Below are 4,436 nucleotides of genomic sequence, written 5' to 3' on the forward strand. Positions count from 1 at the left end.
GGCCCGCAACCGCAGCCAGCGGGCCACGGCCACGCTCTGCCAGTGCGCGAGCGGGAACAGCCCGGCGTCCGGCTGCACCAGCCCGATCACCGCGAGCGTCGGATGCTTGCGGGCGAACGCGTGCAGGTGCAGATCGGGCTTGCCGTCGTCGTCGATGTCCAGCAGCTCCGGGGCCAGGAACTCGAACCGGGGCAGGTAGCCGGTCGCGGTGATGACCAGGTCGGGCTCGACGCGGCGGCCGTCGGACAGCTCCACAGTCGACCCCTCGAGCCGGGTCACGTCCGGCACCGGGGTGATCCGGCCGTGGCCCAGGTAGTAGACGAGCTGGCTGTTGACCACCGGGTGGCTCTCGTACGGGCGGTGGTCGGGCGCGGGCAGGCCGTACCGGGTGATGTCGCCGACGGTGAGCCGCAGCGTGCGGTGGTAGATCCACTGGCGCAGCCACAACGGCAGGCGCAGTTGCAGCATCTTGTCGTTGACCTGGTCGGCGGGGCGGCCGAAGACGTACTTGGGGGCGTACCAGTAGCCGCGGCGGGTCGAGTGCCAGACCGTGCTCGCCTGCTGGGCGGCCTCGACGGCGATGTCACAGCCGGTGTTGCCGCCACCGACCACCAGCACCTTGCGGCCGCGCAACTGCGCCGGGTCCTTGTACGCCGACGCGTGGATCACCTGCCCCCGGTACTTCGAGGTATCCACCGGTAGCGGCTTCGGCGACCAGTTGTGCCCGTTGGCGACGACGACGGCCGCGTACCGCTGGATCCGCTCGGCGCCGCCGCCGGTGCTGCGCGTGGTCACGTCCCAGCGGCCGTCGCCGACCGGTGTCACCGCGACGACCTCGGTGCCGAACCAGATGCTGTCGCCGAGACCGAAGTGCTGCGCGTACCGCTCCAGGTAGCTGAGCAGCTTGCTGTGGTGCGGGTAGTCCGGCCAGTCGTCAGGCATCGGGAAGTCGGGGAACTCGGTGAGCGGGCGGGAAGAAATGAGGTGGGCAGAGGCGTACACCGGGCTGCGGTCGTGCCGCCAGTTCCAGGCGCCGCCGACGGACGTCTCACGCTCGTAGCAGTCGACGGCGAAGCCCTGCTCACGCAGGTTCTTGATCGCCGCGAGGCCACTGCCGCCGGCGCCGATGACACAGACGGCGTCGTGCCGGTCGGCGATCTCTGGGGTGTCGGGCACCCGGAGATCCTCGCAGAAGCGAGAGCTACTCGGAAGGCAGGGACAGCTCCGCGAGAACGGGCAGGTGGTCGCTGGCCCGGCGGGCCTGATCGGTCTCCACGACCTCGTACCGCTCGACCGTGATGTCCGGCGAGACGAAGAGCCCGTCGAGGCGCAACCGGGGCAGGGTGGCCGGGAAGGTGAGGGCCCCGGAGGCGGCACCGGCGGCGTCGGTCAGACCGTCGGCGACCGTACGCCAGGCGCCTCCACCCGGCCCCTCGTTGAGGTCACCGGCGGCGATCAGCGGACCCTCGACCGCTGCCAGTGCCTCCTTCCAGCGGGCCGCCTGATCCGGGCGTTCCCGGGCGTCGGTGGCCAGGTGCGAGCCCGAGACGGTGAACCGGGCGCCGCGCACCGTGCACCGGGCGAACGCGGCGCCGCGCAGGTGCCGGCCCGGGGTGAGCGGATAACGCAGGCACCACTGCTCGTGCACCCGTACCCGGAGGCTGACGAGCAGCAGGTTGCCCAGCGAGGGCAGCCCGCCGGCCGCCACGACCATGCCGAAGTCGCTGGCCAGGGAGGCGCACTTCTGCCGCCAGCGGAACCGGCGCGGCGCCTCCTGCACGACGACGACATCCGGGGCGAGATCGCGGACGAGCCCGGTGAGGGCCGCCCGATCGTCGCGCAGGCCGTGCACGTTGTAGCTCAACACCCGCAGCGGGACCCCGGACACGGCGTGCTCCCTCGTCGTTGGTCAGATACGTCGGGCGAGATCGGCGGCGCCGAGCACACCAGCCGTGTTGCCGGTCTCAGCTGCCCTGATCTCGGCGACCGGAAACCTCCCGCGTTGGGCGAGCTGATCCCGATACGTCCGTTCGGTGGGTCCCATCAGCAGCTCCCCGGCGTCGATCACGCCGCCACCGACGACCAGCACCTGCGGGTCGAACACCTGGGCCAGGTCGGCCATCGCGACGCCGAGCCAGTAGCCGATCTGCGCGAACGCGTCCCGGGCCACCCCGTCCCCGCCCTGCGCGGCCTCGGTGATCATCCGCCCGCTGATCGCCGCCGGATCACCACCGGCCAGCTCCAGCAGCAACGTCGCCCGCCCCGGCTCCTGCCGCGCGCCGGCCTGGGCGAACCGCACCAGCGCGTTGCCGCTCGCGTACTGCTCCAGGCAGCCGAGCCGGCCACAGCCGCACGGATGCCCGTCGTTCACGGACTGGATGTGCCCGAGTTCCCCGGCGATGCCGTTGGCGCCCCGCCACAACCCGCCGTTGATGACGATGCCGCCACCGATCCCGGTCCCGACGGTGATCATGACCATGGAGTCGTCGGCGTGCTGGGCGGCGCCGTACCGGAACTCGGCCCAGGCGGCGACATTCGCGTCGTTCTCCAGCACGGTGGGCAACCCGACGGCCTTGGCCACGTAATCCCGTACCGGCTCGTCCCGCCAGGCCAAATTGGGCGCGAACAGGACGGTCGCCCCGGCGGCGTCGATCCAGGCGGCGGCACCGATGCCGACCGCCTTGGCCTCCGGATGGGCGGCGGCCAACTCGGCCGCGACGGCCACGATGGTGTCCCGGGTACCGGCAGGATCCTCGGCCGGCGTCTCCCGCCGGGTCTGCGCGAGCACGACGCCGCGGTCGTCCACCACCCCGCCGGCCACCTTCGTGCCGCCGACGTCGATACCGATGGTCAGCGTCACGCTGCCCGTCCCCTCTGTTGTGTCACACCGCGTCGCCGGGACGGGCGTCGTCGCCCGAACCGGCACCACGGCCCTCGGCTGCCTCAGCAGCCGGCGCAGTGCCCGGAACATCATGATCCACGCTGGGCGTATGCGCCACGCCGGTATCACCGGCAGTGTCGCCATTTGCGGCGGTAACCGCCGCCCAGACATCGGTGGCCCCCGTCACGCGTCGAGGGGAGCCGGGACTATTGTCAGCCAGAGGAGGGGGTTGGGAAGAGGGGGCCGGGGTTCCGGTTTCCTGAGACCTTTTTCCGGTACGCGCACTGGCTTGATCAACCGCAGCAGCGGGGTCCTGGACGGGGGCGGGGTGGGTGCCGGCGGAACGGTCGGTGGTGGGTTGCGCGACCGCAGTGGGAGCGGCCTTCGCGGGTGGCTGATCCGGTGCGGCCCGGCCGGCCCGCCGGGGCGAACGAGTCGCGGCAGCCCAGGGGTCACCCTGCGCCGGCTCTGCCTTCTTTTGAGGCTCCTGGTCTGCGCTTTCCGCACCGGGCGCGGGGTGCGATACAGACCCGCCAGGCGTCACGACCCACGTACCCGCGTCGGCCGATCCGGGCTCGGCCGACACCGCCGCCGCGGACCCGGTGACGTTGACCTGCTCAGCGGTCGTAACCGCCGGTGCGGCACCGACGGCGTCCGACTGCGCGGCGGCTTGGTCTGCTGCCTGTGCCGACCCGCCGGCCGGACCGGCGTCTCGCCGCGCATCCGCCCTGGACGAGCCGGGCGTCGACCCCGGACGACCACCCGGCTCCGCGTGGCTCCCCCGCGCCGAGTCGGGGCTCTTCCGTGCTGGGCGGGAAGTCGGGGCGGGTGCGGTGCGCGGTCGGGTGGGTGGCCGGGAGGCGCGGGTGGCAGCCGCCCAGGGGTCACCTGACCTCGACGACGGTGAGGTTGCCGGCTCGGTGGGAGCTGGTTCGGAGCCGGCTGCATCGGTCTGGGTGGCTGCCTGCTCGGCCGCGGTCGCGAGCGTCGGGTCTTCCGGTGCGGTGGCTCGCGCTGCCGGTTCAGGGCGGGGAGCGCGGGTTGCCGCCGTCCACGGGTCGTCGGTCTCGCGGACCTCGTAATCAGGTGGGGTGGTGTCGGCCGGCTTGGCCCTGCGGGTCGCCGTGGACCAGGCCTGGTCCGGCGTTGTCGTCGGGCGGGGCGGCGGCTTGCGGTGGGTCGACGTGCCGGTCGTGCCGGTCACCGTCGAGAAGGCCCGGAGCAGGCTCGCCACGCCGCTCGCGAAGTCGCCCGCGCCGGTCGCCAGGCGTTCGGCCTGCTCAGGGGTCGGGTTGCGCACCCCGGCGATCGCCCGGCAGATCGGGCACACGCAGCATTCCGCGCTGCCGGTGGACCAGCCGCCGAAGCGGGTGGCACTTGCCCACAACTGCCGGCCGGCGGCCTGTCGCGCCTGCGCGCCCAGGGAGTCGAGTGTGTGCTGGTAAGCCTCGCGCCAGTCGAAACCCGGCTGATCGCTGTCTGCCGGAGCACCGCCCCGCGGCCCGCCGCTGCCCCCGGCACCCGGCATTCCGTGGCCGCGCTTGTCCGCGCCCGG

General features: G+C 73.0%; 4 protein-coding genes. 1 reads left to right on the top strand and 3 read right to left on the bottom strand.

What is annotated here, in order from left to right; translation table 11 throughout:
• The 3 genes from AB0C29_RS35555 to AB0C29_RS35565 form a co-directional block, all read right to left on the bottom strand.
• Positions 1 to 1,176 (bottom strand): NAD(P)-binding domain-containing protein (locus AB0C29_RS35555; protein ID WP_360829859.1); only part of this gene is annotated, 1,176 nt, incomplete at its 3' end.
• Positions 1,177 to 1,201: 25 nt separating this feature from the next.
• Positions 1,202 to 1,888 carry an endonuclease/exonuclease/phosphatase family protein gene (locus AB0C29_RS35560; protein WP_360829861.1) on the bottom strand — a complete coding sequence of 229 codons (687 nt, stop codon included), beginning with the start codon at positions 1,886 to 1,888 and terminating at the stop codon, positions 1,202 to 1,204.
• A 21-nt stretch (positions 1,889 to 1,909) separates the two neighbouring features.
• Positions 1,910 to 2,860 (bottom strand): ROK family glucokinase, encoded by a 951-nt coding sequence (locus AB0C29_RS35565; RefSeq protein ID WP_360829862.1) that lies wholly within the window; start codon positions 2,858 to 2,860, stop codon positions 1,910 to 1,912.
• Positions 2,861 to 3,975: 1,115 nt separating this feature from the next.
• On the opposite strand from AB0C29_RS35565, the gene AB0C29_RS35570 reads away from it, so the two are divergent.
• The gene (locus tag AB0C29_RS35570) at positions 3,976 to 4,326 is read left to right on the top strand and encodes a hypothetical protein (RefSeq protein ID WP_360829863.1); all 351 of its coding nucleotides are present in this window, start codon (positions 3,976 to 3,978) and stop codon (positions 4,324 to 4,326) included.
• Positions 4,327 to 4,436 lie beyond the last annotated feature (110 nt).

The organism is Actinoplanes sp. NPDC048791 (assembly GCF_040650095.1).
GTDB lineage: Bacteria > Actinomycetota > Actinomycetes > Mycobacteriales > Micromonosporaceae > Actinoplanes.